Origin of the sequence: Pseudomonas fragi (assembly GCF_900105835.1) — a bacterium.
Lineage (GTDB): Bacteria > Pseudomonadota > Gammaproteobacteria > Pseudomonadales > Pseudomonadaceae > Aquipseudomonas > Aquipseudomonas fragi.
In genome coordinates this window covers 535,982-561,324 of sequence record NZ_LT629783.1, presented here as the reverse complement: position 1 = coordinate 561,324, position 25,343 = coordinate 535,982, and the positions used below count along the sequence as shown (strand labels likewise).

Here is a 25,343-nt window from a genome sequence, read left to right as displayed (position 1 = left end):
CCTGTTGTGGGAGTCGGGCCTTTACGCGATGGCGGCTCCCACAGGTTTGGCGGTCACCGTGTGAGGCGCATCGTTAATGGCTCGACACTCGCCAAAGCTGATCCACCCGTGTCGTATAACTCTGGCTCATCATTTCCCGGCGCATACCCCAGTCCGGCTTGCCCGGCACGCTGGCTGCCCGCAGTGTGCCCCTGCCCCAGCGGCCATTGATGGCGTCCAGCACCGCCATCACCCGTGAAGCCTCTGCCGGTTGATTGACGGCAAACAGATCATCGGAAAACTCCCCCGGCTGACGCAGGTCCAGCAGCATGACCTCGGCCTTGCTGTATCTGAAGCCTGGCTGGAACACATGCGCCACAGCATCCACTGCAGCCCGGGTGAGCAGCCGCACATCATCGGTGGGGTATGGCAGGGTCACCACCACGCCCTTGGCGTACTTCGCTTCGTCCGGGTTGAACATGCCGGTGCGAATGCTGACGCGCACCTTTTTGCAGTACGATTTCTGTGCCCTGAGCTTTTCCGAGGCGCGCATCATGTAGGTGGCCACGGCTTCCTTGATCGGCGCCAGCTCGGTCAGGCGCTTGCCGAACATGCGGCTGCAGCAGATTTCCTGTTTGGGCGGATCGGGCTCGTCCAGTTCCAGGCAGGCCGTGCCCGATAGCTCACGCGCCGTTTTCTCAATCACCACGCTGAACTTTTTTCGCAATGACCACGGATCAGCTTTGGCCAGGTCCATCGCCGTCTTGATACCCATGCCTTCAAGATGCGCGGTCATGCGCCGCCCTACCCCCCAGACTTCCGAGACTGCGGTGTTGCGCAACACCCAGTCGCGTTCATGGTCGCCACACAGGTTGACCACACCACCGGTGTGCGCCTGCAAGCGCTTGGCCGTGTGGTTGGCCAGTTTGGCCAGGGTCTTGGTATGGGCAATGCCGACCCCCACCGGAATGCCCGTGCATTGCAGGATGCGGCTGCGCAACTGGCGCCCCATCGCGGTGGCATCAACGATGCCGCTGAGGTCGGCAAAGGACTCGTCGATGCTGTACACCTCCACCGCAGGCAGCATCGCCTCGATCAGGCTCATGACCCGTTCGCTCATGTCGCCATACAGCGCATAGTTGGACGAGAACGCCACGATCCCCAACTGCTCGAGGCGATCCTTGATCTGGAAATACGGCTCGCCCATCTTCACATGGGGCTTGGCGTCATAACTGCGGGCGATCACGCAGCCGTCGTTGTTGCTCAGCACCACGATCGGCACCCTGGCCAGATCAGGCCTGAACACGCGCTCGCAGCTGGCGTAAAAGCTGTTGCAGTCGATCAGCGCGAAAACCGGCGCAGACTTAGTGGCCATGACTGCGCACGGTGTAGGTAATCACGCCCCAGACTGTCAGCTCATCGCCTTCCAGTACATAACGATCCGGGTACTTGGGGTTTTCGGATTGCAGCACCACGCTCTTGCCGCGCAGGCACAGACGCTTGCAGATCGGATCGTTATTGAGCAGCGCCACCACCACATGACCGTGGCCTGGCTCGATGGCGCGGTCAACCACCGCAAGGTCGCCGGAATAAATCCCCACACCCTGCATGCTGTCGCCATCGATGCGCACCAGGTACACATGGGGCGCACGGATACCGAGCAGCTCATCAAGGGAAATCTCCTTCTCGATATGATCCGCCGCCGGCGACGGAAACCCGGCGGGGACTTTGAAGGAGCAAAGTGGCAGGCGAACGCCATCTGCTGCAATGGGACCGAGGGAAGTGAAGCTCATGACGCACGCCTTACGATAACTGTATGAACGTACAGTTAACTGCGTAGGACTATTCTGGTCAATTTATCTGACAGATATTTCGACGAGAGGCGTTTATGGGCTGGCTCAGGCTGGTTTTTGCAGCGCGGCAGCAAGTGGAACCTGGCCCGCCCCCGCCTCTGTCCCTACAGCACAATTCAGCCGCCCACGTCCCAACGCATCGTCTGCACCCTGATATGGGGGTGGCTGGCCAAGGGCTCCCATTCGTCCATAAAGACAAAACCCTGATTCAGATAGAAGCCGCAAGCTCTGTCATTGTCCGGGGATACGTCCAGATACACACTGTCATGACCACTCTGCCGCGCCCGGGCTTTCACTGCGCCCACCAGTCGGGCAGCGGCACCGGCACCGCGCCATTGAGGCGCAACCCACATGCCGATCAGGTTATAGCGGGCCGCCTAGCTGATCCTCGCGCCTATCATGCCGACCGGCCTGGCGCCCTCGAAGGCCAGCCAGAACTGCGTACCGATCTGCGACGAGGCGCGCTCCTGCCATTGTTCATCGGTGTCGCTGGCCGCCGTCTGATAGCTCACGCCAAATGCCGTCGGCGCATCCTGCAGTGCGGCAAGACGTACACTTTTCAAGAGCATCCAGTCCCTGGTTTGCGTTAAGCGAATCTGCATCTTGCTCCTTTGCGACCCTATATCAGGTTCTTTTCAAAACGCACATCGCCTTCGGGCAAGTGCGCCACCAACTGCCAGCCAAGGCTTCGATAGAAGCCGCTGGCACGGCTGTTTTCTGCGGTTTCCAGCCATATCGTGCGATGCTGTTCAAACAGGAACGCCTCGGCCCTGGCCATCAGGCTACGGCCCAGCCCTTGCCCCTCGTACTCAGGCCGTACAAAAGCGGCAAATACGCAACCATCGTCTGCATCGGCCATGGCAAAACCTGCCGGCACACCCTGGATTTCAGCCACCCAAATGCATGGCGCAGCCAGGAGTGCCTGGCTGATGGCTTGGGGCGTGATGCCCATTTCAGTGAGCTGTTCAAGGGAGAGATGGTTCTCCCTGACGCTGGTGCGGATGGCAAAAATCGCCGGGATATCCGCCTGGTCGGCAAGTCTTGTGGTTATGTTCATAAATTCAGGGCTCCATCCCTTGCAGCTTGCGCTGCAGGCGCTTGAGATAGCTGTTGACGATAAGTTTGTGTGCTGGCCCCACCGGCAGCATATAGAGGCGGCCAAAGGTGTTATGGGTGACCACAGAGGAGGTGATTGTCAGTACGCGATCAGCCAGCGAAACACAGGTCATGACATCCAGATGCCGGTCACGCTCGGTCAGCACCAGTACCTCGGGGGCGCTGTACTCCACCAGGAAGAAATCCAGATAATCGCCTGCCTGGACGGCCTCACGCCGGGTACCGGAGAAACCACCGATGCGCTTGACGCCAAATAACGCAGAAATTGCGTCCCGGGTTCGAAACGCCAGGCGCATCAGCGGCCCCTGCTCGGCCGTCATCAGGTTCCAGGCTTGCAGAGCCGTGATCTGCACAGGCAGCAGGACTGATCTGCTGTCATGGTAATCCAGCTCGTGCAGCGGGCGCAGGGTTTGAATGGATGCACGGGCCACTAACGGTTATCTCCCTGATAAAAGTTAAAGAATGCCACTGAAGCCTTAGCGCCCCGGCTGCCATTGCGGGTATACCGCAAGGTCTTCATGTTCAAGCCATGGGGCATCCTGCTCAGCCCAGATATGGTATTGCGGGCGATCGCCCGGGTCCTCGTCCAGGGTCGCAATACGAACAATCACAGCCGCGGCGCCATCACGTTCAGCCACAAGGTGGCAACCGCACAGCGAGCAAAAGCGCCGCAGCTTGCCGGGGGAAGACTCGTAGTTGCTGAGCTTTTCCTGCCCCCTCGTCCAATGGAAGTGCTCACGCAATACACCGGCCGTGGTGACAAATGCAGCAGCATGGGTTTTGCGGCATGACTGGCAATGACAATGGCTGACAGGCAGGTCGATACGGTCAATTTCATAGCCAACGGCACCGCAGGCGCAACTTCCCTTCATCGCCGGCTCCTTGGTTCAGTACGGTATTTATCGTCGCCTTGCGGCTTGCTGGCAATGATATCGAAGCGGTGCCAGGCCATGTCCCCCTGCAAACTGGCACCCGGCTGTTCGAATTCGCGTAACAGATGCAGCTCAAGATTACCGCACAGCAAGCGCGCCTGCGCTTCGGTGTGAAAGGTCATATGGGCAAGTGCCGCCCAGCCGTGCCGCTCGCCAAACAGATGGCCGACAAATACACCACCCGGTTCAAGCGCCGCAGTAACAAGCCGCCAAAGGGTCTCAAAATATTCTGGCCGACAGAACGGCAAGGCGAGACCAGCATGGATCAATCTGGAGGCCGGTAACTGCGTCAGCTGTTCAAAATCGCAGGCCAGGGTCGCCAGCCGGCCACCGCTGACACCCTGTGACAAGGCAGATGTTCGCGCAATGGCGCCAGCTTCGCGGTCAATGGCCAGTACGTCCCAGCCTGCGGCCAGCAATTGCCGGGTTTCCATTCCGGCCCCACACCCCAGGTCCACGGCCTGACGTGAACCCTCATTCGCGCTGATCAGGCTCAAGGCCCTGCTCAGCAAGGGCGATTGCCCGCGCTGTTCACTTGCCTGGTAATAGGCTTCCCAGTCACTCAACTCAAGTTCCTTCTTGATCATCACGTCTGTCACAGGCCATCTCAAAAACAGATGGCTCCATCTGAAATCAGCACTACGAGTGTGTACCAAAGGCTGCCTAAGATAAGCCATAACTCCCCATATATGCCGCCTGCCACAGATGGCGCAGAAAAAACGGAGATTGCCTGATGAGCCTTCCTGCTGCCTGTGAGCATCCGCCCCTGGCCGAATCCTTGCGCGAGGAGCTGGGCCAATTGCTCGGCACCCGCTTCTCCACCTCGGCCAGCGTGCGCGAGCACCACGGCAGCGATATTTCCGCGCTGGACCCCATGCCCCCGGATGCCGTGGCCTACGCCAACAGCCTTGAGGATATCGTCAATATCAGCAGCGCCTGTTATCGCCACGATACACCGATGATCGCCTATGGCAGCGGCACCTCGCTGGAAGGCTGGCTGCAGGCCTCCCACGGTGGCGTCAGCATGGATGTGTCGGGGATGAACCAGGTGCTTGCCATTCGCGTTGACGATATGGACGCCACCGTACAACCGGGGGTAACCCGCAAACAGTTGAATGCGGCGTTGCATGGCACCGGGCTGTTTTTCCCCATCGACCCCGGTGCCGATGCGTCCCTGGGCGGCATGGCGGCGACCCGTGCTTCCGGGACCAATGCCGTGCGCTACGGCACCATGCGCGAAAACGTACTGGCCATGACGGCGGTGCTGGCCGATGGCCGGGTGATCAACACCGGCGGGCGGGCGCGCAAGTCTTCCGCCGGCTATGACCTGACCCATTTACTGGTCGGTTCGGGCGGGACGCTGGCGACCATCGCCGAACTGACCGTCAAGCTGCACCCGATTCCTGAAGCCATTTCGGCGGCCGTGTGCCGCTTTCCCAGCGTGGACCTGGCCGTGCGCGCGGTGATCCAGATCATCCAGCTCGGTGTACCGGTCGCCCGCATTGAACTGCTCGATGCCCTGACCATGCGCGCCCTCAACGCCTACAGCAGCACGCAGTTGCGCGAGGCGCCCTCCCTGCTATTTGAGCTGCATGGTTCTGAAGCCGGCGTAAAAGAGCAGATCGAGACCGTGCGCATGGTCGCCGATGAACATCAGGGCATGGACTTCGAGTGGGCCGTGCATCCAGAGGATCGCAGCCGCCTGTGGCAGGCCCGGCATGACGGCTACTTCGCCGCCCTCGCCCTGCGCCCCGGTTGCCGCGCCCTGACCACCGATGCCGTGGTGCCGATTTCGCGGTTGGCCGAGTGCATTGAAGCCACGGCGGCGGATCTGGCGCAAAACGGCTTTCTCGCACCGATTTTCGGCCATGTCGGCGATGGTAACTTCCATGCCGTGATCCTGGTCGACCCGCACAACCCCGACGAGATCGAACGCGCCGAAGCCGTGGCCCATCGCCTGGCCGAGCGGGCCATTGCCCTGCAGGGCAGTTGCACCGGCGAACACGGCATCGGCTTGACCAAACAGCACTTTATGGCCGTTGAACACGGGCAAAACGCCGTGGACGTCATGCAGTCGATCAAGGCGGCGCTCGACCCGAAACAGCTGATGAACCCCGGCAAGATTTTCCCTCGCGCACGCTCCGCAGGCTGACCCGCGCTACCATCGTCGGCCCGTATAGCCGAGCCCTGCAGGAAGCACCGCAATGGAAATCCGCCAGATCAAATACTTTGTCGCCGTGATCGATTGCGGCAGCCTGTCCAGCGCCGCCCGCCAGGTGCATGTGGCGCAATCGGCATTGAGCAAGCAGATGTCGGCGCTGGAGGACGACCTGGGGGTGCAGCTGTTCCATCGCAGCCACAACGGCGTAGTCGCCAGCGAGGCCGGCAAGGTGTTTTACGAATACGCCCAGGGCATGCTCAAGCATCTGGGTGATGCCCGGGCTGCGGTCAGCAGCAGCCCCGACTCCCTCAGCGGTTCGATTACCGTGGCGCTGCCGCAAAGCGTCGCCACCCTATTGGCCATGCCGCTGATGCGTGCCGTGGCCGCCCGTTACCCGCAGGTGGCCTTCCATCTCAACGAAGAACTGACCGGCAATGTCATGGACCAGTTGCTGCACGGGCGCATTGATCTGGCCCTGTTCAGCGCCATCGACCTGCCCCCGCAAGTGTTGTTCAGCGCATTGATCGAAGAGGATTTTTACCTGATCCACCGCGCCGATGCCGCCGATGCCCCCGCGGCCGGCGAGGTGTGCCTGGAGCAAGCGCTGGCCCGGCCGCTGGTGTTCCCCAGCCAGGCCCACGGCCACTGCACGCGCACGCTGGTTGAACACGCGGTCAAACAGCACGGCCTGGCCGTTGGCGAAATCGTCATGGAGGTCAACTCCGTGCATATCCTTAAAAGTGCGGTCGAGGCCGGTATCGGGCACACCATCATGCCGCTGAACCTGGCCGTGCGCGAAATTGAAGACGGCCGTCTGGTTGCCCACCGCATTGCCGCTGACGGCCTGTCCCGCACCCTGGGCATTTGCAGCTGTGCCTCGATGCCTGCCAGCCACCTGAAAACCCTGATCAGCGAATTGATCCGCGAAGTCGTGCGCGCCATGTGCGCGGGCGGTGACTGGCCGGGAGGCCGTGCGCTGTGATCTGCAAACCGCCCCTAAAACAACAACAATGAGGCTCAACATGAACACCCAAGCGCCGCTCCCCGCCGACATGCCGGACCACGCCCTGCACTCGGCCTACCGCAAGACCGCATGGCGGGTCATTCCGCTGCTAATGGTTTGTTACCTGGTGGCCTATCTGGACCGGGTCAATGTCGGCTTTGCCAAGTTGCAGATGCTCGATGACCTGAAGTTCAGCGAAGCGGTTTACGGGCTGGGGGCCGGGGTGTTTTTTGTCGGCTACCTGATGTTCGAGATCCCCAGCAATATCGCCTTGCACAAGTACGGCGCCAGGCGCTGGATCGCGCGGATCATGATGAGCTGGGGCCTGCTGTCGGCGGCCATGATGTTTGTCGAAACGCCCATGAGCTTCTACCTGCTGCGCTTTTTGATCGGCATTGCCGAGGCGGGCTTCTTCCCGGGGATCATTTTCTACCTCACCACCTGGTTTCCGAGCCATCGCCGGGGTGTGATGATTTCCCTGTTTATCGCCGCCCTGCCGATCTCCAGCATGCTGGGTTCACTGATTTCCGGCTTGATCATGCAGACCCTCGATGGCGTGGCGGGTTACGCCGGCTGGCAATGGCTGTTCGTGATCGAAGGCTTGCCGGCCGTGGCCCTGGGCGCCGCTGTGTTCTTCCTGCTGCACGACCGGATTGCCGACGCCCGCTGGCTCAGCCCCGACGAAAAACGCGGCATGCAGGCCGCGCTGGATCGCGAAGCCAGGGCCAAGGCCCATCATTCGGTGCGCGACGGCCTGCTCAACCCGAAAATCTGGCTGCTGGGCGCGGTGTATTTTTGCCTGGTGCTGGGCCAGTACGTGATCAGTTTCTGGATGCCGACCATTATCCGCAACAGTGGTGTCGCCGAACCCTGGGCCATCGGCGTGCTGAGCGCGATTCCCTACTCGGTGGCTACCGTGTGCATGGTGCTGGTGGGGCGCAGCAGCGACCGGGTTCGCGAGTATCGCTGGCACCTGGCGATCTGCGCCTTTATCGGCGCTGGCGGGGTGATTTTCGGCACCCTGTTCGGCGCCAGCCTGTGGTTATCGATGATCGGCCTGACCATCGGCACTGCGGCGATGATCAGCAGCTTGCCGGTGTTCTGGGGCATGCCCACCGCCGTGGTCGGCGGCGCCGCAGCAGCGGCCGGGATCGCGCTGATCAACTCCCTGGGCAATGTCGCCGGCTTTTTCAGCACCATTGTGGTCGGCTGGCTGACCCAACTGACCGGCAACACCCAGGCGGCCATGTACTTTATGGCCGGCGCGCTAGTGCTCGGCGGGCTGCTGGGCCTGAGCGTGTCACGCACACGCAGCACGCCGGTTGTGGAGATGAAAACGGTAAGCTGATCGTTGTCTTCACCATGCCAGCCCAGCCCCCTCCGGCACCTGATGTGACGGAAAATGCGGCAGTACGTCTTCAGCCAGTTCCTGGATGACCTCTGCCGCAGGCCGGGCCGAAAACTGCAGCCCCAGGGCCGCATGGTTGACACCTGCCGCTTGCCATTCACCCAGCAGGTCAATCAAGCCATTGCGTCCGGTGCGCAACACATAACCGCCCTGCAAAGGTGTGCGGGGATAATCGGGGTCATCAACCAGGTCGAGCCATTCATTGGTCATATGCGGCCTGAACCCGCCGTCCGGGATCAACTGGCGCCAGGCCCGGATCTTCTCGGCCAGGCGCTGCGGCCCTTGGCGGTCGTGGGTCGATTCGGGAAAGGTCAGCCAGCCGTCGGCGTGTTCGCCGATCCATGCCAGTGATTGCCGGGACGAACCGGTGACCATCAGCGGGATGGCCCCCGCCACGGGTCGGGGCAGAAATTCGGCTCCGGCCATGTGCCCCAGCGCAGAATCGATAACGGGCGCACGGGCCTGCATCAGCTGGCGGAAATACGTCACGCTCTGGGCAAACCGCTCACCCCGCCGGGCGTGTTCAAGACCATAGGCGGGGAACTCAATGGCCCGGTCTCCCGAGGCAATACCCATGACCAGCCGTCCATTCGACAACTGATCGATGGTGGCACTGGCCTTGGCCAGGTCAACGGGATGGCGTAACGAAAAGATCGCACTGCCGGTGGCCAGCGCAATGCGCTGGGTGTGCGCTGCCAGAAAAGCCAGGTAGGTAAAGGGGTCGAATACTTGCCCCGCATCACCGAACGCCGGATCGAACAGCGGCACGTCGCGCACCCAGACCGCGGCAAAACCATATCGGTCGAGGTCGCGAACCCGCTCGGCCTGCCCGGCCAGCACCGCCATGTCACCCTTGTAAAAGCGCAATGGCAAAAAAATCCCGAGGGTCAGCTGATTGGCCGCGAACATGCGCCGATAACCGCGGTGGCTGGCAAATGCGGGCGAGGACTGGCCTGTGGCCTGATCAGTAGTGTTCATGTTGGCCCCCTGATTCAAGCGCCTGTGGCGCGCGTTGGCAGAGCAATGCCGCGCTGCACGGCGGGCCTGGCGCCAATGCGTTGGTACCAGGTGCTCAGGTGCTTATAGGCGCTGAAATCGAAGTCGATGACCTGGGCGATATGGCTCCAGCCAAACTGGGCGATATCGGCAATCGAATACTCGTCACCGGCCAGATAGGGATGCTCGGCCAGGCGGTTGTCCAGGGTGGCAAAGGCTTCATCCATCAAGGATCGGTAGCGTGCAATGGCCTGGGGATTTTTGTCTGCGGCAAACAGCTCGAAGTGAACGCGCTGGCCCATCACAGGCCCCACGCTGGCAGCATGAAACATCAGCCACTGGATGGCTTCCCAGCGTTTAGCCGGTTCGACGGGCAAGAGTCGACCCGTGATATCGGCCAGATACAGCAGGATGGCTGCCGATTCAAACAGCGTGATGCCGTTGCTGGCATCGACCAGCACCGGGATGCGCCCGTGGGGGTTGAGGCGCAAAAACGCCGGGCTGCGGTTCTCGCCCTGGTCAATTTTTATGTGCCGCAGGTGGTAGGTTAAACCGAGTTCCTCCAGGGCAATGGTGATCTTGAAACCATTGGGCGAGCTGTCGGTATACAACGTGATCATGGGGTTCATGCAGGGCGTCCGGTTAGATATAGTTTTACTGAACCTGCTCAGCTTCTCTAAACTCTGAACATCATCGCTTGCGCTGTGCGTCGGCGGAAACGATCCTTTCTGCACACCGGATTCAGGAAAACTAAAGCCCATGGCGACTTCACTGCCCCTTCTCGCCTTGCGAGCGTTTGTCGAAGTAGGCCAGCAAGGCAGCATCAAGGCGGCCGCACAAGCCCTGAATGTCACCTCAGGTGCAGTCAGCCAGCAGATCCGCCTGCTGGAAGACCGGGTCGGCATGCCGCTGTTTACCCGCGAACGCAGCGGCCTGCGGCTCACAGAGGCCGGCGCCGCTGTGCACCCGGCCCTGTTCGAGGCCTTCGGGCAAATCGAACAGGCCATGCAGACGCTGCAACAAAGCACTGCGCGCCAGACCCTGACGATCAGCACGGTGGCCACTTTTGCCGCCTCATGGCTGGTGCCGCGCCTGGGGCGATTCAACCGCCTGCATCCGGAAATCGAGGTGCGTGTCGAGGCCACTTCCGCGCTGGTGGACATGCACCGCGGGCGTGTCGATATTGCCTTGCGCCACGGGCTTGGGGTGTATCCCGGCCTGCAGGTGACCCGCCTGATGGCGCCCGTGCTGGTGCCCGTTGCCAGCCCGGCTTTGCTGGCCGACTACCCGCCGCTGACGCAGCCGCAGGACTGTCTCGACCTCCCCCTGCTGCACGACGCTGACCGTGCCGACTGGCTTTTGTGGCTCAGCGCCCATGACGTAGGCAAAGACCCGCGCGCAGAACGCGGCACGGCTTTCGAGGACGATTTTTTATTGATCCGCGCAGCCGAAGCCGGCCAGGGGCTGGCCTTGGTGCCCCAGGAATACGCAACCGAAGAAATCGCTGCAGGCCGACTGGTGCAAGTCATGGACAAGCCGTGGCCGGCACGCTTTGCCTACTACGCCGTCACGCGCGCGGAGGCAATGCAACGGGATGAGGTCAGGGCATTTATGCACTGGATCATGCAAGAAGCCGCGGGTAAGTGACAATCACCAAGCCCTCGTCTGCGCCCGGGGCACGGAAGTAGCTGGTGATCAGGTCAAACTCGGCATCCGACGCGGCGAAGTCATGTTCGGCAAGCCGGTTGCGCACATGCAGCCGCGCACGACACTCCTCATCGTCTACATCGAGATAGTGCAGGCAGTGCGGCATTCGTGCCGTTTCTGCCAGGCCCAGCAGCCACTCGCGGCTGGCGATGGTATTGGCCGGAAAATCCAGCACCACACTCACACCGAACTCCAGCATGTCGACCACCAGAGGCCCCAGCACACTGCGAATCCTCAGGCTGTAGCCTGTGTAATCGGTTACCGAATTGATCGCCCCGGGATAAAGGGAGGCGAGCCATTTATCCTCGCTCAGCAAAATCGCGCGGCGTTGCACAGCAAGGGTTTTGGCCAGGGTTGATTTGCCTGATGCAATCTTGCCGCACATCAGATGCAGTGTCGCAGTGACCATGGGAAAGCTTCCTTGAGTGCGGACATGGATAATGCCCAGCGCTGGCAGAGGACGCAATTGCCAATAAAACAGGCCATAGGTGAACGAAAAACAGCCCGGTCTGCACCTGAACAACAGGGGTACAGACCGAACCGTACAACACCGTCCGCGCGCGCCCCGTCAGTTTTTGTTGAGCAAGCCGCCAAGCAGGCCACCAAGACCACCGGAAGCGCTTGCCCCACCCGAGCCAGCGGTGCCGGTCTGGGTACCGGTAGTACCGCCCAGGCTGCCAAGCAAGCCAGTGCTGCCACCCAGTAAACCGCCTGAGCCGCCGGTGTTTGTCTGCGTACCGGTTGCGCCGGTGGCAGCGCCCAGCCCGCCCAGCAAACCGCCCAGCCCGCCGGTAGTGGTGCCAGTGCCGGTGGTTGTCGCCGGGTTCAGGTAACCGCCGGATTTATCCAGTGCCCCACCCACACCGCCCAGTACACCACCCACCACATTGGTGAGCGGGTTTTTGCCGGTATCGACCACCTTGTCACCCAACCCGCCGACCACGCCGCCAACCTTCGTCAACAGCCCGTCCACTGGCTGCCCCAGGCCGGTGGTGGTGCCCACCTTGCCTGTGACGTTTTCCACCAGCGAGATTACGGGGACCACGACCTTGTCATTCAAACCGCCGGTAGCCTTGCCCAACTGCCCGCTGGTCACATTTGTGGTCAGCGTGTTGCCGAGCATGGTCACGGTGGTGCCGACCTTGTTCACCAGCCCGCCTGCGGTGTCGGTGACCTTGCCGACAACACCGCCCACCAGCGGCACCTGGCTGATCGGTGTGTTGTCGACCAGACCGCTGACACCGGTACCGAGTGATGAAACCCCTTTGCCAATATCACTGACCCCGTTGGTAACACCGGCAACGGTGATCCCCAGCGAGTTTTTGTCCGTACCCAGCGAACCCAGGCCGTTGGTGACGCCATCGGTAATGGACGTCACCGCATTGCCGGTATTGACCACCAGCCCGCCCGCCGCGCCGACCACCGGAACGCTGGTCAGGGTGGTGCCCACGCCGCTGACCAGGGTACCAACACCGCCCAAGCCAGTGCCGACCTCACCGGCTACCTGCCCCGTGACCAGAGGCGGGGTAACTGAAGGGTTGGTCGGTGTGGTTGGATCGGTCGGGTCAGTCGGTGTAGTGGGATCCGTGGGTGTGGTCGGATCGGTCGGGGTCGTTGGCGTACTTGCGCTGTCACTGCTGTGATGGCCGCCACCGCCGCTGTGGCAGCCCGCCAGGCTGGCGCTCATGACCAACAACAGGGCCGTGCTTGTTTTCAACCAGAGTGAGGTGTTCATAATCAGCTCCCTTGAATCTGTCATGCCTGAGTTCGAAAGCTCCCTGCACTCGCATCAGAGGGAGTTTCCATCCTTGAAACATGACAACGCCACGCGCGCGAACCCACAACTCACTCCTTGGTATTAACACTCTCTATAGGGCGGCCGTGACTGCACTTAAGGACTAATACTGCAGTGATAAAAACCGCCGCTGATCCACCCGCCCCGGGCTTTTTCAAGCCATTGCGCCAACCCCTCCCTACTTAAGTGTTAAGCACAATTAACCCGACCGAACCCGGCCTCAACACTCCTTGATCCGCGCCCACAGCCGGGCGACCTGCTCGGCGCTGCCGGCCTTGATCCGGGCCAGATCCAGGGGGTAGTCCACCCCCGGGTTCTCGACAAACCGGGTTGCCGTGAACTGGCCATTGCTGGCCCGCAAAATATAGCCGCTGTCCTGGCACTGATCCGAGGCCAGAAAGATCACCCCCGGGGTCACCCACTGGGGCTTGAGATTGTCCGGTTCGCCGTTGACACCCCACATCCGGGTCTTGGCCACCGGCGAAATCGCGTTCACCAGAATGCCATCGACCGCGCCTTCCATGCTCAGGGCATTCATGATGCCCAGTTGTGCCATCTTGCCGGCGGCGTAGGCCGTCAGACCCGGCTGGGCATAGGGCTGGTACATGGCCCGGTCCGAAGACGTCAGCACCACCCGCGCCGCCGATGATTGGCGCAGGTACGGCCAGGCATGCTTGCACAGCCAGATCGGGCTATACACATTGACCCCCAGCGTCCGCTCGATAAACTCGGGTTGTGCCTCTTCAATGGCCTGGTAACCGACCCAGCCGGCGTTGTGGATCACAATATCCAGTTGCCCGAACGCTTCGACGGCTGTTTCGACCAACTGCCGGCACCCCGCCTCGCTGACCAGCTCACCGTGATGGCCAATCACGCTGTAGCCCCGGGCGGCAAGCGCCTGCGCGGCATCAAGGGCAACGCTGGCATCCGCCGCCGCACCCTGGCTGTCTGCACCAATATCACTGATCAGCACATGGGCGCCCAGCCGTGCCAGCTCGCTGGCATAACTCAAGCCCAGGCCCCGGCCAGCGCCCGTGACAATTGCGGTTTTGCCGGTAAAGTCCATAGGGCTGTCCTCTTGATTGAGACGTCACCGTAGCAATCAACAGACGCGTTGTTTAATACCGATCGACAGACCGATTGATACCCGGTGCATATCAGCGCCGCCCCCTGACAGGAGCGCCAGTGCGACGGTTCGGCTGGCGCGCGATAGTATTGACGCCGTTCAACCGAAGCAGCGCGGCGCCTGCATCGCGAGCAAGCCCGCTCCCACCGCGTAGATACCACGGTTCAAAGTAAGGAACACTGCACATGATCGAAACCCGACTGCTCCGCCAATTTATCGCGGTGGCCGAGGAGCTGCATTTTCACAAGGCAGCCGAACGCCTGCATATGGCCCAGCCCCCCCTGAGCCAGGCGATCAGCCGTCTGGAAGACAAGCTGGGCTTGCGCCTGTTCACCCGCAGCAGGCGCGAGGTGGTGCTGACACCGGCAGGCCAGGCCTTTGTGCAGACGGCCTATCGCACACTCAAGGAGCTGGAACAGGGGGTCGCATACGCACGCCAGGTGGCGCAAGGGGTTGCCGGCGTACTCACGGTCACTGCGGTGTCTATTGCGTACTACGAGCCGTTGCTCAACACGCTCAGGCAGTTTCGCCAGGCCTTCCCCTTGGTCCAGTTGGTGATCAAGGAGATGCCCTCCTCCTGCCAGGCCAAGGCGCTGCTGGCCGCCGAAGCCGATATCGCCTTTATGCGCAAACTGCCCTTCAGCGCAGCCGCCCTCGAATCGCGCCTGTTGCTCGACGAAGCCATTGTCATGGCCCTGCCCCTGGATCATCCCAAGGCCCAGTCAGGGCCTGTCGAGCTGCGCGATTTCGCCGACGAAGACTTTGTCTTCACCCCACAAGCCCTGGGCAGCGGCTATCACGGCCAACTGGTCGGCCTGTGCGAAGCCGCCGGGTTCTCTCCCCGGGTGGTCCAGGAGGCTGCACAGCTGCATACCCTGATCGGCCTGGTGAGTTGTGGTTTTGGCGTGGCCCTGGTGCCACAGTCGATTGCCGCCTCGACACTGCGCGACAAGGTTGCGTTCCGCCCGATCCGGCCGCTGACAGGGCCTGCCAACCCGACCATCGGCCTGTACATGAACTGGCATGCCAACAACCCGTCACCGCTGATCCAGCGCTTTATTGCCATGTTCGACAGCAACCTGGAGCCCTGACCAGGCTCAGCGCCCCACTGCCAGCAACACCCCAAACCCCACCAGCAGCCCGCCGAATACACGGTCTACCCAGTGCCGCACGGCCAGCAGCTGCTGGCGTACCGTCCCCGTTGAAAAACACAGTACAACCAGCGTGAACCACGCCATATGTGCTACTGAAATAAAGCCGCCATAACCGATCTGCACGGCCAGCGGCGTTTCGGGTCGTACCACCTGGATAAACAGGCTGACAATAAACAGGGTGGTCTTGGGGTTCAGGACATTGGCGAAAAAACCTGTGCGCAGCGCCGCCAGATCCGACAGCGGTGCCAGCATGCCAGCCGCTGCCACCCCTCCTGCCCTGGCCCGCAGCATCTTCACTCCGAGGTAGATCAGGTAGCAGGCACCCGCCAGCCTGAGGGTATTGAACAGCCACGGTGACTGCTCAATCAGCAGACCTACACCCACCAGGGTATAGGCCACATGCACCAGCACGCCAAGGCCGATACCCAGGGCCGTGAACACCCCGGCGCGGCGCGACTGCAGCAAGCTGTTGCGCGTGACCATTGCAAAGTCCGGCCCCGGGCTGATGATGGCCAGCATGGTTATTGTGATTACAGCTATCAATTCTGTCATGGCGTATCCTGTCGACAATTCACATACACGCCATGTTATGGCCAACGGTCCCTGAGCAATAACGATGCTTTCTGACAACCATTGTGAGCCAGACTCACCATTAAACCAGACACGCCTGCCTTCACTGCTGGCCCTGCGCTGCTTCGAAGCAGCCGCTCGCCTGGAAAACTTCAGCCACGCTGGCGTCGAGCTGCACCTCACTCCCGGGGCCGTCAGCCGTGCCGTGCGCCTGCTCGAAAATGAGCTGGGCGTGGCGCTGTTCGAACGCCGCAGCCGCCGCGTGTTTCTCACGGATGCCGGGCGCGTGTTGGCCAGGGCCACCGGCGACGGGTTCGGCCTGATATCCCGGGCCATCAACGAACTGCGCGCCAACGCCGCCCGGAAGCGCAGCTGGGTGCTGTCGTGTGAGCCGACATTACTGATGCGCTGGCTGATCCCGCGCTGGCCGGACTTTCAGGCCCGGCACCCGCAGATCGACATGCAGCTGGTCGCGGGCGGCGGACCATTCACGTTCAATGGCACCATCGACCTGGCCATCCGCCGGGACGATTTCCCCTGGCCTGACAGCTACCACGCCGAGCCCTTGTTTGCGGAAAAGATCGGCCTGGTGTGTCGCCCGGACAAAGTGGCGCAGTGGTTCGCCGGGCAGCCTGCCGGCGCCGTGCTGCGCCCCGACGCGCCACCCCTGCACTCGCGTACACGGCCCCAGGCCTGGCAGGAATGGGCCGGCGCGACGGGCATGGCGCTGCCCGAGGCGGCGGGGCAGTATTTCGAGCACTTTTATTTCAGCCTGCAGGCAGCCGTCGCCGGGCTGGGCGTGGCCATCGGCCCCTGGCATCTGGTGCGTGACGATCTGCACAGCGGCGTGCTGAGCGCACCCCTGGGTTTTGTCGAGGACGGTTCAGGTTACTGCCTGCTGTCACCCGCCGCGTTGCCCGCCGCCAGCCCTCAGGCACACTTGCTGGCATGGCTGCGCAGCATGAGTTGAAGGTCAGGCCAGCAGTTCGCTGATCCACCTGGCCTGCTGGGCAATTTCCTCCATCCGGGCCTCGGGCACGGCCTGGCGCGCTTGGGCCAGATTGCTCAACACTTTGCGCTTCTCAACCAGCATGCGTTGCCACTTGCCCAGAAACAACGGGCTGCGCGCCTGCATCTGCAAGGGGCCAAAGTACAGTTGCTCAGCGCTGTAACTGACCGGCCCGATACGTTCGGCGACGATGATTTCGTAGTAGAAGCGGTTTTCCTGCAGCAACTCTTCGCAGAGGATGTGGTAGTGGTTTTCCATCAACCATTGGCGCAAGGGCTGCTCGCCGCCATTGGGTTGCAGGACCAGGCGCTCCCGTCCGCTGAGGTGGGCGCTGCCGCTTGCAAGAATATCGCGGATGGTCTCGCCGCCCATGCCGCAGATGCTGACCACGTTAATCTCGTCCTGCGCAGCAATCGCCGCCAGACCATTGGCATGGCGCACGCTGATGTGTTGCTCAAGGCCATTTTCGCGCACGGTACGCCGGGCAGCGTGAAACGGGGTCAAGGCCACCTCGCCCGCCACTGCGGCAGCAATGGCACCACGGCGCAGCAACGCCACCGGCAAATAGGCATGATCCGAGCCGATATCGGCCAGCCGCGCACCGGCCGGCATATGTGCCGCCACGCGTTCCAGGCGCATGGACAATGTGTGTTCGTTCAACTGCTGTTCCTTTTCACCACGGATGCCCGCCAGTGTGGGGGCGGCACATGATGCGCGGTGAGCAGGCCCGGGTAAAGCACCGGCACGCGCCCCCCCTGTGGGAGCGGGCTTGCTCGCGATTCGGGCGATATGGTCAGTCAGGCACACCGCGGCGCGGCCATCGCGGGCAAGCCCGGCTCCCACAAGCATTGCGCCGACCTTGTGGGAGCGGGCTTGCTCGCGATTCGGGCGATATGGTCAGTCAGGCACACCGCGGCGCGGCCATCGCGGGCAAGTCCGGCTCCCACAAGCATTGCGCCGACCTTGTGGGAGCGGGCTTGCTCGCGATTCGGGCGATATGATCAGTCAGGCACACCGCGGCGCGGCCATCGCGGGCAAGCCCGGCTCCCACAGGCATTGCGCCGACCTTGTGGGAGCGGGCTTGCTCGCGATTCGGGCGATATGGTCAGTCAGGCACACCGCGGCGTAGCCATCGCGGGCAAGCCCGGCTCCCACCTTTATCGAGCACGCCTTGCGGGAGATCGGGGTTGCCATCACATATGGATATCCGTATATTCGTATTTCCACATATACAAAGCGAATCACCATGCTCAGTCCCGCCGCCCTGTTCAAATGCCTGTCTGATGAAACCCGCGCCAGGGCCACCCTGCTGATCGCCCGCGAGGGCGAGCTCTGTGTATGTGAGCTGGTCTGTGCCCTTGACGACAGCCAGCCAAAAGTTTCGCGCCATCTGGCCCAGCTTCGTGGTTGCGGGCTGTTGCTCGACCGCCGCCAGGGGCAGTGGGTGTATTACCGGCTTAACCCGCAACTGCCGGACTGGGTACGCACTGTCATCGACACAACCCTGAGCGCCAATACCGACTGGCTGGCCCATGACAGCGCACGACTTGCTGCCATGGGCGACCGCCCGCTCAGTACGCCGGCCTGCTGCTGACCCTATAACCAGCCGAGATTTATCATGCTTAGCGCTTTCGCTATTTTTTTAGTCACTCTGGTTCTGGTCATCTGGCAACCCAAAGGCCTGGGCGTAGGCTGGAGCGCATCTTTGGGTGCGGGCCTGGCATTGCTGGCAGGTGTGGTCTCGCTCAGCGATGTTGCCCTGGTGTGGGCCATTGTCTGGAATGCCACTGCCACCTTCATCGCCGTGATCATTATCAGCCTGTTGCTCGACGAGGCCGGTTTCTTCCAGTGGGCAGCCTTGCATGTGGCTCGCTGGGCCAAGGGTGACGGCCGGCGCCTGTTTGTATTTAGCGTGCTGTTGGGGGCCGGGGTATCAGCACTGTTTGCCAATGACGGCGCTGCGCTGATCCTCACCCCGATTGTTATCTCGATACTGCTCGCCCTGCGATTCAGTGCCGCATCGACCCTGGCATTCGTCATGGCTGCGGGGTTTATTGCCGATACGGCCAGCCTGCCGCTGGTGGTTTCCAACCTCGTCAATATCGTATCGGCAGACTACTTCCATCTGGGCTTTAGCGAATATGCTGCCGTCATGGTGCCAGTCAATCTGGTTGCCATCGCCAGCACCCTGCTGGTGCTGTACGTTTTTTTCCGTCGGGACATTCCGCGCCACTACTCGCTGGAGCAACTGCCCGAGCCACGCAGCGCCATACGCGACCCACTGACCTTCAAGGTGGGCTGGGCGGTGTTGGCCTTGCTGCTTGCGGGCCTGTTTGCGCTGGAGCCGCTGGGTATCCCCGTGAGTGCGATTGCCGCCGTGTGCGCCGCCCTGCTGTTCGCTGTGGCTGCCCGCGGCCATGTCATTTCAACACGGCGGGTGTTGCGCGAAGCACCCTGGCAGGTGGTGACATTCTCGCTGGGCATGTACCTGGTGGTGTACGGGTTGAAAAATGCCGGGCTGACCCACCACCTGACACTGACCCTCAACCAGCTGGGCGAATCCGGCCTCTGGGCCGCCACCCTGGGCACCGGCGCGCTCGCCGCGCTGTTGTCTTCGGTGATGAACAACATGCCCGGGGTCTTGCTCGGCGCCCTGTCGATCCAGGCCAGTGAGGCCAGCGGGGTGATCCGCGAAGCCATGATCTACGCCAATGTCATCGGCTCCGACCTGGGCCCGAAAATCACCCCCATCGGCAGCCTCGCCACGTTGCTGTGGTTGCATGTGCTGGCACGCAAGGGAATTCGTATCACCTGGGGTTACTACTTCAAGGTGGGGCTGATCCTGACCCTGCCGATTCTGCTGGTCACCCTGTCTGCCCTGGCTTTGCGCCTGAGCCTTTAACTACCCCCGCAAAGAGCAAATACCATGCGCGTTCTGTTTATGTGTACCGCCAATAGCTGTCGCAGCATCCTGTCCGAAGCCATGTTCAACCACCTGGCGCCGCAAGGGTTCCAGGCCATCAGTGCTGGCAGCTTTCCCAGGGGCCAGGTGTTGCCCCGCAGCCTGATGACCCTGCAAGAAGCCGGCATCGGCATTGACGGCCTGAGCAGCAAGGGCAATGACGCCTTTGAAGACAACCCGCCGGATATTGTCATTACCGTCTGCGACAAGGCCGCCGCCGAGGCGTGCCCGGTGTATTTCGGCCCGGCCATCAAAGCCCACTGGGGGCTGGCAGACCCCTCGGAGGTCAAGGGTGGCGAGGCCACGGTAGCCGCCGCGTTCCACGCCACCCTGGCACATATCGAAACGCGCTGCCGGGCCTTTCTTGCCCTGCCCTTTGCCCGGCTTGAGCCCGCGGCACTCAAACGCGAACTCGACCGCATCAGTACCCTGTAACCGGAGCCACCATGAACGACACACTGCCCAATCTCGACAGCACATTGATTCCTGCCAAAACCGCTCAACCCGACAACCCGCACAAGCCACGCATCCTGCTGTTGTATGGCTCGACCCGCGAACGTTCGTTCAGCCGCCTGCTGGTCGAGGAAGCAGCCAGATTGCTCGAACACTTCGGCGCCCAGACACGGATCTTCAACCCCTCTGGCCTGCCGCTGCCCGATGATGCGCCGAATGATCACCCCAAAGTCCAGGAGCTGCTGGAGCTGATGCAATGGTCTGAAGGCCAGGTGTGGTGTTCACCGGAGCGTCACGGGGCCATGTCGGCGGTGTTCAAGGCGCAAATCGACTGGGTGCCACTGGCCCTGGGTGCCGTGCGCCCGACGCAGGGTAAAACCCTGGCCGTGATGCAGGTGTGCGGCGGCTCCCAGTCCTTTAACGTGGTCAATCAACTGCGTGTGTTGGGCCGCTGGATGCGCATGTTCACCATCCCCAACCAGTCCTCGGTACCCAAGGCCTATCTGGAGTTTGACTCGCACAACCGCATGAAACCGTCTGCGCTGTATGACCGCGTGGTCGATGTCATGGAAGAACTGGTGAAGTTCACCCTGTTGCTGCGCGATCGTCCGGATCTGGTAGACCGCTATTCCGAGCGCAAGGAGTCGGCCCAGGAGCTGAGCCAGCGAGTCAATCAGCCGTCAATTTGAACAACAGCCCTTTACAGATGCCTGAACAGCGCAGCCGCGATCACCCCGGCGGCAATCGCCGGCAGCGGTTTCTTGAGCAGCAGCATCACTGCCGCCGTGGTCAGCAACGCCAGTCGTGCGCCGTTATCCCCGTTGAGGGCCAAGGGCGCGAGCAAGGCAACCAGCACCGAGCCCGACATGGCACTGATAAATTGCTGCACCCGGTAGTTGATGGGCACAAAGGACATCACGAAAACCCCGCCCAAACGGGTGATCAGCGTGACCACAGCCATGATCAAAACAATGATGAAGGTGCCGTAGCCGGCGGTATCGATGCTCATTTTTTCTTCTCCATCCACACCGCGCCCAACACACCGCCCGCCAATGCGCCGACCACCACATGGCTGTTTTCAGGCAAATAGCGGTACGCCAGCAGCGACGAAGCAGCTGCCACGCACCAGATAATCAGCATGCGCAGGTTTTTTTGCCCGCCAATCACCATCGCCAGCAAAAAGCAGCCCATGACCATGTCCAGCCCCAGGCTGACCGGGTCCTGGATTTCACTGCCAAAATACACCCCCAGCCAACTGCCCAGCACCCAGGCCGCCCACAGAGCAAGGCCACCGCCCAGGATCAGGCCGATACCCGACTTGCCGCTGTTGAACGCCTGCATCGACATCGCCCAGTTGGCGTCCGAGATCACCATCATCACGCCATAGCGCTTGGCCGCAGGCAGCTCGCGCAGCCAGGGATACAAGGTCGCGCCCATCAACAGATGGCGGGCATTGATGGCAAACACCGTGACGATCAGGGGTACGACCGGCACCTGTGCGCCCCACAGATCAAGGGCGCCAAACTGCGAGGCCCCGGCAAATACCAACGCGCTCATCAACAAACTGGCGCTGTTGTCCAAACCGGTCTGCGCGGCAGCCAGGCCGAAGGCCACACCGAAGATCACGACAAACATGGAAATGGGCAACAGTTGCTTGAAACCATCCCCTACCTCGGCCCAGTTCAGCTCGACCACGCTGTTATCACTGTTCGACAACCCATCACCCCTTCTGCGCTACGCCATACTGTTTTTGTGCCAGCATTATGCGGGGGTGAATCCAATCCACACCAGTGTGCAAATGTCCGAGATGTCGCAATAACAAGGTTTGCGGGGCGTTTTCAGCGATACCCGGCAGATGGTGCCGGGGTGCGGGCAAACCCCTCGACCACGATATACAGCAGCGGGCCGATGGAAACGAACACCGCCGTCAGCAGCAGGTATGGCAGCACACTGGCCAGCGAGCGGCCTTTGCCGCGTGCATCGCGGTACATCCACACGCATGCCAGCGCCGCCAGCAGGTACAGGTCGATCACCACCTGGGCGGTGTCCGGGCTGGCCATCAACTCCAGTGCGAAAGCCACCAGGGACTGTTGGGCCGTCAACATCGTGAAGGCCGTATAAGCAGAGAAACCGAGCAAGGCGGCAAGGGCGAGATAGGGCTTTTTCATTGGATTTACCGAATTGACGAAGTGGATAAGGGCCCAGTTAGTGATACTTTTGCCCCACCGGCAATGACCTCACGGGTCATGGACCCGGCCGTTTACCCCTGTCAGAGTTTATGGATGAACAACCCGACCTTTCCCCGCATCAACGCCCCGACAACTGCTGGCCCGCAACTGCGCTTGCTGCGCCGTCAGGCCCGCATGAGCCAGCTGGAGCTGGCCTTGGTCACAGGAATTTCCCAACGCCATTTGAGCTGTATCGAGACCGGGCGCGCCAAACCCGGGCCCGGCACCTTGCATAACCTGCTGATGGCCCTTGAGGTTCCGCTGGAGCAATGCAACAGCCTGTTTCTGGCCTCGGGTTATGCGCCACGTTACGAAACCACACCGCTGTCTTCACCGGCAATGGACGCCGTGCGTGAAGCCATCAGCCATGTGTTGCACGCCAACAATCCGGCTCCGGCGATCGTGCTGGGCAGTCATTGGGAGGTGCTGGCAGCCAACGCCAGTACTGCAGCCCTGTTCAATCTGGTCGGGTTGCCCGCAGAGGCGGCCCAAGGTTTGAACCTGCTGACCACCCTGGTGCAACCCGGTGGCCTGGGCGATCACCTGATCAACCACGAAGAAATAAGAAACCTGGCCTGGCAACGGGCGAGCCGCGAGGCCCTGGCCAACCCCGAACTGGCAAGCCTTATGCAAACCCTCAAAGCCCCGGACACCCCCGCAGCCCCACCACGGGAAATGCCGCCACTGGTCTTGACCCGTATTGCCTGCCCTCATGGCGAGCTGAACTTCATGTCCACCTTCACCACCTTCGGCATGCCGCTGGACATCACCGTCACGTCACTGCGCATCGAGCACCTGATACCGGCCGATGCCGGCACCTGGCAGGTCATGACCCGCGCCTACGAACAGTCACTGTTGCTCCCGCAAGAGGCTTGACGGCTGCAGGGCAAGGTACTGGCGCAGCCAGCCCGTGGCGTCAGCCCATCAGCCCGACCACCCGGTGCCGCGACACATTGGCCTGGCACTGCACCAGTTGTGCCACCTGCAGGTAGTCACGGCCCTGCCCCGTGTCATGCGCAAAGGCCCGCGTGGCGAAATCATGGGCCCAGCGTTTTTCATCCCGGCTTTCGTGGCGGCCGATCTGCTCCCGGGCGTGCCCCTGGCGCTGGTTGAGCTGCTCGATCACCCCGTTGACCCTGACCAGCCCTTTGTCCACCGTGTCCAGCAACTGGCGCAGTTCGGCGCGGCTGGTGCCTTGGGGAGCAACCAGCGGCGCGCCCAGCAGGTTCTCTTCCCGGCTTTGCACCGGGCTGAAACTGGCCCGGGGGAAGAGTTTGTCTTCACCCTGGATCGACATCTGGTCCTTGAGCTTGCCCCACTGCGACTCCGCGGCCGAAAAGCGCAACTGCGACTGCGCGGTGACTTCGGCATGCAGGCCGGCCTGGGCCAGGCTGGTGTTGAAGCGACGCAGGATCTGGCTGTCGCTCAGGTCATCGTCCAGCACCACGGCAATCGGCCCCGGCATGTGGCGCCCGGCACTGAACAACAGGGTCTCGCTGCCCGAGGCCTGCACACCCTGCAGTGATTCCAGGCCCTTGATGGTAAAACGGCTGCGCAAGGGCTGATCCAGATTCAGGCCCAGCTGCGCATCGACGCTGGCGGCGGACAACCGGCTGCGGTTCTCCAGCAGGTGGTTGAGGCGCTTGACCGAGCGCCCCAGGGTTTCAACGTCCGGGCCACCCTTGGTGGCGCCGCTGAGGCCACGGCCCAGATCGCGTTTAAAACTGCTCAGTTGCTCGGTCACCTGAGTCAGGTAACGGTGCGCGGCCTGGATAGAGGACGACTGCTGGTTCAATTGCAGGCTCAGCCCCGCCATTTTACCCGGCTGACGCGGCGCAGGGGCAGCCTCGGGCGACCTGGCATTACCGACGCGCTGCTGGGGGGTGGTATCGCGCAACTGGGCCCGGGTACGCATGCCCAGGTCATAGGAGGCGATGGCCGAACGTTCGTTTACAACTTTCATGTCTGGTGTTCCGGCTCGGTTTACATCAGGTCAAACAGGGAGATAGCCGCCACGCGGGTATAGACCTTCTGGCTGGCCTGCATCGACAGCTCGTAGCCACTGACCTGCAAGAAGGCAGCGCCCACATCCAGCTGCGACAGGTCACCCTGGATCTTCTGGTTGACCAGCGACACATCGGCATTGCCGTTGCCCAGCAGGCTCAGGGTGTTCTGCCGCCCGCCCAGCTCGGTCAACTGGCCCAGCACCCGGCCGTGGGTCTGGTCCAGGGACTCCAGCGTGTCCTTGAGCTGCTGGCGGGTGGCCGGGTCATTGGGCGCGCTCTTCAGGCTGTCGATCAGACCGTGCAGATCGTTGAGCAGGTCGGCACCGCTGCCCAGAATGGAGTGGGCAGTCACGTTGTCATCAATCATTACCCCGTTGCCGACCACCGCCTGGCGGTACTGGTCATTGCCAGTGACGGTATAGCTGCCAGTGGCCGCATCGAAGGTGACCGCCGGGGTGTTGCTCAGCGTGCCGGAGAACAGGTAATTGCCCGCCTCGTCCTTGGCATTGAAGTAGCTGACAATGCTCTGCTCCAGGCTCGACATTTCCCCCGCGATGGCTGACAGATCCTCGCCGCTGTTGCTGTCGTTGCTGGCCCACAACAGCAGGTCGCGCACGCTGAGCATGGCGTCGGAGGCGGATTTCAAATAGGTCTCCTGCACCATCAGGTTGTCCGATACGCGGCCAATATTGAGGTTGTACTGCCCCAGGCTGGCCTGCTCGCGCTCGATGCGCATCAACCGCGCGCTGGCAATCGGGTCGTCCGAAGGTTTCTGGATGCGCAGGCCGCTGCCGATTTGCGCCTGCAACTTGCCAATGGCTTCGGCATTGCGGTTCATGTTGGCGTGCATCAGGGCAGAGGTTTGGGCGTTGCTGATTCGCATGG

Annotated in this window: 29 protein-coding genes and 1 pseudogene; 11 read left to right on the top strand and 19 right to left on the bottom strand. The window is 62.0% G+C overall.

Annotated features, from left to right (window positions below):
• Positions 1-73: 73 nt before the first annotated feature.
• The 7 genes and pseudogenes from umuC to BLU25_RS02510 form a co-directional block, all read right to left on the bottom strand.
• The gene (gene umuC / locus BLU25_RS02540; protein ID WP_016780799.1) at positions 74-1,354 is read right to left on the bottom strand and encodes a translesion error-prone DNA polymerase V subunit UmuC; all 1,281 of its coding nucleotides are present in this window, start codon (positions 1,352-1,354) and stop codon (positions 74-76) included.
• Positions 1,344-1,772 (bottom strand): LexA family protein, encoded by a 429-nt coding sequence (locus BLU25_RS02535; protein ID WP_016780798.1) that lies wholly within the window; start codon positions 1,770-1,772, stop codon positions 1,344-1,346. Before BLU25_RS02535 ends, umuC begins: the two co-directional genes overlap by 11 nt.
• A gap of 176 nt (positions 1,773-1,948) precedes the next feature.
• Positions 1,949-2,434 (bottom strand): annotated as a pseudogene (locus tag BLU25_RS02530) (GNAT family N-acetyltransferase).
• A gap of 17 nt (positions 2,435-2,451) precedes the next feature.
• A complete protein-coding gene (locus BLU25_RS02525) occupies positions 2,452-2,889 on the bottom strand; it encodes a GNAT family N-acetyltransferase (RefSeq protein ID WP_016780796.1) in 438 nt (145 codons plus the stop codon).
• 4 nt (positions 2,890-2,893) lie between these two features.
• A complete protein-coding gene (locus BLU25_RS02520) occupies positions 2,894-3,379 on the bottom strand; it encodes a DUF2867 domain-containing protein (RefSeq protein WP_016780795.1) in 486 nt (161 codons plus the stop codon).
• Between the two features lie 45 nt (positions 3,380-3,424).
• Positions 3,425-3,820, bottom strand: a complete 396-nt coding sequence (locus BLU25_RS02515) for a GFA family protein (RefSeq protein WP_016780794.1) — start codon at positions 3,818-3,820, stop codon at positions 3,425-3,427.
• Positions 3,817-4,467 (bottom strand): class I SAM-dependent methyltransferase, encoded by a 651-nt coding sequence (locus tag BLU25_RS02510; protein WP_016780793.1) that lies wholly within the window; start codon positions 4,465-4,467, stop codon positions 3,817-3,819. Before BLU25_RS02510 ends, BLU25_RS02515 begins: the two co-directional genes overlap by 4 nt.
• A 146-nt stretch (positions 4,468-4,613) precedes the next feature.
• Here BLU25_RS02510 and BLU25_RS02505 point away from each other — a divergent pair, with 146 nt between their 5' ends.
• Genes BLU25_RS02505 through BLU25_RS02495 form a run of 3 tightly spaced genes read left to right on the top strand, consistent with a single transcriptional unit; the run spans position 4,614 to position 8,392 of the window.
• A complete protein-coding gene (locus tag BLU25_RS02505) occupies positions 4,614-6,032 on the top strand; it encodes an FAD-binding oxidoreductase (protein ID WP_016780792.1) in 1,419 nt (472 codons plus the stop codon).
• 52 nt (positions 6,033-6,084) lie between these two features.
• Positions 6,085-7,023: a LysR family transcriptional regulator gene (locus tag BLU25_RS02500; RefSeq protein ID WP_016780791.1), complete on the top strand. Its 939-nt coding sequence runs from the start codon at positions 6,085-6,087 to the stop codon at positions 7,021-7,023.
• Between the two features lie 40 nt (positions 7,024-7,063).
• Entirely contained in the window at positions 7,064-8,392 is a 1,329-nt protein-coding gene (locus tag BLU25_RS02495) for an MFS transporter (RefSeq protein ID WP_016780790.1), read from the top strand.
• A 9-nt stretch (positions 8,393-8,401) separates the two neighbouring features.
• Here BLU25_RS02495 and BLU25_RS02490 read toward each other — a convergent pair whose 3' ends face one another.
• The gene (locus BLU25_RS02490) at positions 8,402-9,430 is read right to left on the bottom strand and encodes an LLM class oxidoreductase (protein ID WP_016780789.1); all 1,029 of its coding nucleotides are present in this window, start codon (positions 9,428-9,430) and stop codon (positions 8,402-8,404) included.
• 14 nt (positions 9,431-9,444) lie between these two features.
• Entirely contained in the window at positions 9,445-10,068 is a 624-nt protein-coding gene (locus BLU25_RS02485) for a glutathione S-transferase family protein (RefSeq protein WP_016780788.1), read from the bottom strand.
• Positions 10,069-10,207: 139 nt separating this feature from the next.
• Between BLU25_RS02485 and BLU25_RS02480 the strand changes: the two genes are divergently transcribed.
• Positions 10,208-11,095, top strand: coding sequence for a LysR substrate-binding domain-containing protein (locus BLU25_RS02480; protein ID WP_016780787.1), 888 nt, complete (start codon positions 10,208-10,210; stop codon positions 11,093-11,095).
• On the opposite strand, the gene BLU25_RS02475 is transcribed toward BLU25_RS02480, so the two are convergent.
• The 3 genes from BLU25_RS02475 to BLU25_RS02465 all read right to left on the bottom strand — a co-directional run bounded on the left by BLU25_RS02475 (position 11,070) and on the right by BLU25_RS02465 (position 14,016).
• Positions 11,070-11,564, bottom strand: coding sequence for a P-loop nucleotide/nucleoside kinase family protein (locus BLU25_RS02475; RefSeq protein WP_016780786.1), 495 nt, complete (start codon positions 11,562-11,564; stop codon positions 11,070-11,072). The two genes, BLU25_RS02480 and BLU25_RS02475, sit on opposite strands and share 26 nt — an antisense overlap.
• Before the next feature lie 159 nt (positions 11,565-11,723).
• Positions 11,724-12,890: a collagen-like triple helix repeat-containing protein gene (locus BLU25_RS02470; RefSeq protein WP_083369505.1), complete on the bottom strand. Its 1,167-nt coding sequence runs from the start codon at positions 12,888-12,890 to the stop codon at positions 11,724-11,726.
• Between the two features lie 280 nt (positions 12,891-13,170).
• Complete coding sequence (locus BLU25_RS02465; RefSeq protein ID WP_016780784.1) at positions 13,171-14,016, bottom strand: SDR family NAD(P)-dependent oxidoreductase; 846 nt, start codon at positions 14,014-14,016, stop codon at positions 13,171-13,173.
• Between the two features lie 245 nt (positions 14,017-14,261).
• On the opposite strand from BLU25_RS02465, the gene BLU25_RS02460 reads away from it, so the two are divergent.
• Positions 14,262-15,167, top strand: a complete 906-nt coding sequence (locus tag BLU25_RS02460) for a LysR substrate-binding domain-containing protein (RefSeq protein ID WP_016780783.1) — start codon at positions 14,262-14,264, stop codon at positions 15,165-15,167.
• 6 nt (positions 15,168-15,173) lie between these two features.
• Here BLU25_RS02460 and BLU25_RS02455 read toward each other — a convergent pair whose 3' ends face one another.
• On the bottom strand, positions 15,174-15,782 hold the full coding sequence (locus BLU25_RS02455) for a LysE family translocator (RefSeq protein WP_029611396.1): 609 nt from the start codon (positions 15,780-15,782) through the stop codon (positions 15,174-15,176).
• 64 nt (positions 15,783-15,846) lie between these two features.
• Here BLU25_RS02455 and BLU25_RS02450 point away from each other — a divergent pair, with 64 nt between their 5' ends.
• Positions 15,847-16,770 carry a LysR family transcriptional regulator gene (locus BLU25_RS02450; protein ID WP_016780781.1) on the top strand — a complete coding sequence of 308 codons (924 nt, stop codon included), beginning with the start codon at positions 15,847-15,849 and terminating at the stop codon, positions 16,768-16,770.
• A gap of 3 nt (positions 16,771-16,773) precedes the next feature.
• On the opposite strand, the gene BLU25_RS02445 is transcribed toward BLU25_RS02450, so the two are convergent.
• Positions 16,774-17,469, bottom strand: coding sequence for a tRNA (adenine(22)-N(1))-methyltransferase (locus tag BLU25_RS02445; RefSeq protein WP_029611395.1), 696 nt, complete (start codon positions 17,467-17,469; stop codon positions 16,774-16,776).
• Between the two features lie 586 nt (positions 17,470-18,055).
• Here BLU25_RS02445 and BLU25_RS02440 point away from each other — a divergent pair.
• The 4 genes from BLU25_RS02440 to arsH are packed head-to-tail and all read left to right on the top strand — an operon-like array spanning position 18,056 to position 20,913.
• Complete coding sequence (locus BLU25_RS02440; RefSeq protein WP_016780779.1) at positions 18,056-18,403, top strand: metalloregulator ArsR/SmtB family transcription factor; 348 nt, start codon at positions 18,056-18,058, stop codon at positions 18,401-18,403.
• A gap of 24 nt (positions 18,404-18,427) precedes the next feature.
• Positions 18,428-19,711 (top strand): arsenic transporter, encoded by a 1,284-nt coding sequence (locus BLU25_RS02435; RefSeq protein WP_029611394.1) that lies wholly within the window; start codon positions 18,428-18,430, stop codon positions 19,709-19,711.
• A 24-nt stretch (positions 19,712-19,735) separates the two neighbouring features.
• Entirely contained in the window at positions 19,736-20,206 is a 471-nt protein-coding gene (locus tag BLU25_RS02430) for an arsenate reductase ArsC (RefSeq protein WP_016780777.1), read from the top strand.
• 11 nt (positions 20,207-20,217) lie between these two features.
• Positions 20,218-20,913: an arsenical resistance protein ArsH gene (gene arsH / locus BLU25_RS02425; protein WP_083369504.1), complete on the top strand. Its 696-nt coding sequence runs from the start codon at positions 20,218-20,220 to the stop codon at positions 20,911-20,913.
• Between the two features lie 11 nt (positions 20,914-20,924).
• Here arsH and BLU25_RS02420 read toward each other — a convergent pair whose 3' ends face one another.
• The 3 genes from BLU25_RS02420 to BLU25_RS02410 all read right to left on the bottom strand — a co-directional run bounded on the left by BLU25_RS02420 (position 20,925) and on the right by BLU25_RS02410 (position 22,392).
• Entirely contained in the window at positions 20,925-21,233 is a 309-nt protein-coding gene (locus tag BLU25_RS02420; protein WP_016780775.1) for an AzlD family protein, read from the bottom strand.
• Complete coding sequence (locus tag BLU25_RS02415; RefSeq protein ID WP_016780774.1) at positions 21,230-21,940, bottom strand: AzlC family ABC transporter permease; 711 nt, start codon at positions 21,938-21,940, stop codon at positions 21,230-21,232. The genes BLU25_RS02420 and BLU25_RS02415 overlap by 4 nt, the downstream gene beginning before the upstream one ends.
• A gap of 122 nt (positions 21,941-22,062) precedes the next feature.
• Positions 22,063-22,392: a DUF2834 domain-containing protein gene (locus BLU25_RS02410; RefSeq protein ID WP_016780773.1), complete on the bottom strand. Its 330-nt coding sequence runs from the start codon at positions 22,390-22,392 to the stop codon at positions 22,063-22,065.
• Positions 22,393-22,506: 114 nt separating this feature from the next.
• Between BLU25_RS02410 and BLU25_RS02405 the strand changes: the two genes are divergently transcribed.
• Positions 22,507-23,328, top strand: coding sequence for a helix-turn-helix domain-containing protein (locus BLU25_RS02405; protein WP_016780772.1), 822 nt, complete (start codon positions 22,507-22,509; stop codon positions 23,326-23,328).
• Positions 23,329-23,368: 40 nt separating this feature from the next.
• On the opposite strand, the gene BLU25_RS02400 is transcribed toward BLU25_RS02405, so the two are convergent.
• Complete coding sequence (locus BLU25_RS02400) at positions 23,369-24,415, bottom strand: hypothetical protein (protein ID WP_016780771.1); 1,047 nt, start codon at positions 24,413-24,415, stop codon at positions 23,369-23,371.
• A gap of 20 nt (positions 24,416-24,435) precedes the next feature.
• Positions 24,436-25,341 carry a flagellar hook-associated protein FlgL gene (gene flgL, locus BLU25_RS02395; RefSeq protein WP_016780770.1) on the bottom strand — a complete coding sequence of 302 codons (906 nt, stop codon included), beginning with the start codon at positions 25,339-25,341 and terminating at the stop codon, positions 24,436-24,438.
• Positions 25,342-25,343: the final 2 nt, after the last annotated feature.